General features: G+C 68.1%; 2 protein-coding genes. Both read right to left on the bottom strand.

Annotation, left to right across the window (positions count from 1 at the left end):
- Positions 1-305: HIT family protein (locus tag LQV45_RS28750; protein WP_230010405.1), on the bottom strand; the 305-nt coding region annotated here is incomplete at its 3' end.
- Positions 302-1,486 carry an NAD(P)-dependent alcohol dehydrogenase gene (locus tag LQV45_RS28745; RefSeq protein ID WP_230010403.1) on the bottom strand — a complete coding sequence of 395 codons (1,185 nt, stop codon included), beginning with the start codon at positions 1,484-1,486 and terminating at the stop codon, positions 302-304. The genes LQV45_RS28750 and LQV45_RS28745, both read right to left, overlap by 4 nt.
- Between the last annotated feature and the right edge of the window lie 449 nt (positions 1,487-1,935).

Raw genomic sequence — 1,935 nt, 5'->3', positions numbered from 1 at the left:
ATTGAGTTCGATGGCCATACGTGGACGTGCATGTGGTTGATTTCGTAGCCGGCCACGATCAGCCCGGCCCGGGCGGCGTCGAACACCTCCACCTGGACCGCGCCGATCTTGCGGGCAACCTCCATGACCCGGCCGAGGACCTCGGGCGAGGCATCCGTCCAGCGGTCCACTTCCTCGGTGGGCACCACGAGGGTGTGGCCGTCGGCCAGCGGGCCCATGGTCAGGAACGCCACGACGCCGTCCTCGCGCCAGACGAAGCGGCCCGGGATCTCGCCGTTGATGATTTTGGTGAAGAGAGTGCTCATGCGTCCGCCTTTTCTGCCGGGGACCCCAGGGTACTGACGTCCAGGACAAAACGGTACTTGACGTCGCCTGCCACCATGCGGTCGTAGGCTTCGTTGAGCTGGTCAGCGCCGACCACCTCAACGTCGGACACCACGCCGTGCTCGGCGCAGAAGTCCAGCATCTCCTGCGTCTCGGCGATGCCGCCGATCAGCGAACCCGCATAGGCGATCCTGCGCCGGATCAGCACCCCGGGGTTGACGGGCGGCATCGCTTCGGCGGGCAGGCCCAGCTGGAACAGCACACCGTCCAGGCCCAGCGTGCGGAAGTAGGGGTTGAGGTCGTGCGGTGCGGCGACAGTGTCGATGATGACGTCGATGCTGCGGTTCGCGGCTTCCATCGCGGCCGGGTCGGTGGAGAGGATGACGTCGTCGGCGCCCAGCTCGCGCGCTGCGGCGAACTTGTTCTCCGACGTCGTGAAGACCTTGACCTCGGCGCCCATGGCCTTGGCGATCTTGACGGCCATATGGCCGAGGCCGCCCAGTCCGACGACGCCGACGACGTCGCCTTCCTCGACTTCGAAGTGGTTCAGGGGCGAATATGTGGTGATGCCGGCGCACAGCAGGGGCGCCGCGGCGGCGGGGTCCAGTGCTCCCGGCACCCGCAGGACATAGTGGCGGTCCACCACGATCGACGTCGCATACCCGCCCTGGGTGATGGCGCCGTCGTTGCGGGCATCCTTCGCCCCGTAGGTTCCCACCGCGGCGTTTTCGCAATACTGCTCGAGGCCGTCCAGGCAGCTGTCGCACTCGCGGCAGGAGTCCACGATGCAGCCCACGCCCACGCGCTCACCCACCGTGAAGTCGTCGACGGCGGAACCGAGCCGGGTGACCCGGCCGACGATCTCGTGGCCCGGGATCAACGGGTAGGTGTCGCCGCCCCATTCGCCCCGGGTGGCGTGCACGTCCGAGTGGCACAGTCCGCAGAATTCAACGGCGATCTCGACGTCGTCCGCCTTCGGCGCCCGTCGGGACACGGTCAAGGGAACAAGCCCGCTGTCCGGTGAGGTGGCACCGTACGCAGCAGCGAGTGTGGGGCCGGCGTTCTGCGCGGCGCTGTCCGCGGTGGCGGATTTGGTGTCTGTGGTGTCCAAATCCGGCAACGGCTTGGCAAGGGGCGGGGGTACGGGACGTCCAGGTGTCATACGTTGACGCTACCCCCGGTCCCGGGATGTATTCCACTTTGGGGTGGCTCGCTGGCGACGGCTCGTCGCTCAGGTCGGGCACGTTGCCCAACTGGTCGTGCGTCAACGAACCGGGGGCACCCTGGGGACGCCGTACGAGCAACTGGCCGGAAGGCCGGATACTCAACTGCGTCCAAGACTTCCGCACCGACAGCCGCCATCATTCGCTAACGAATTGGCCGCCGCCGGGCAGTTGGCACCCGGGGCGGACCCCTGCGGCCATCATTGTCGGGGGTCCCTGAAACACTGGATTCATGGACGGCAATCAGGGGCCCGAAGTGGCTCCGGCAGGATACGGCGACGATGGCCCGAGTCGCGCCGGGAGCGGCGCGGCCACCATTCCGGGCACCGCGGAGGCAGCCTCCGCGGAGGTGGCGGGCCGGCTGGACGCCGGGCCGGTGGGCTTAGGC

The sequence above is a fragment of the Microbacterium sp. Bi128 genome (genome assembly GCF_918698205.1).
The sequence above is the reverse complement of the archived record's forward strand: the minus strand, read 5'-3'. Positions and strand labels throughout refer to the sequence as shown.

Excerpts from the sequence above, each read along its gene's own strand:
- LQV45_RS28745 (WP_230010403.1), bottom strand. The coding sequence starts at position 1,486 with ATGACACCTGGACGTCCCGTACCCCCGCCCCTTGCCAAGCCGTTGCCG.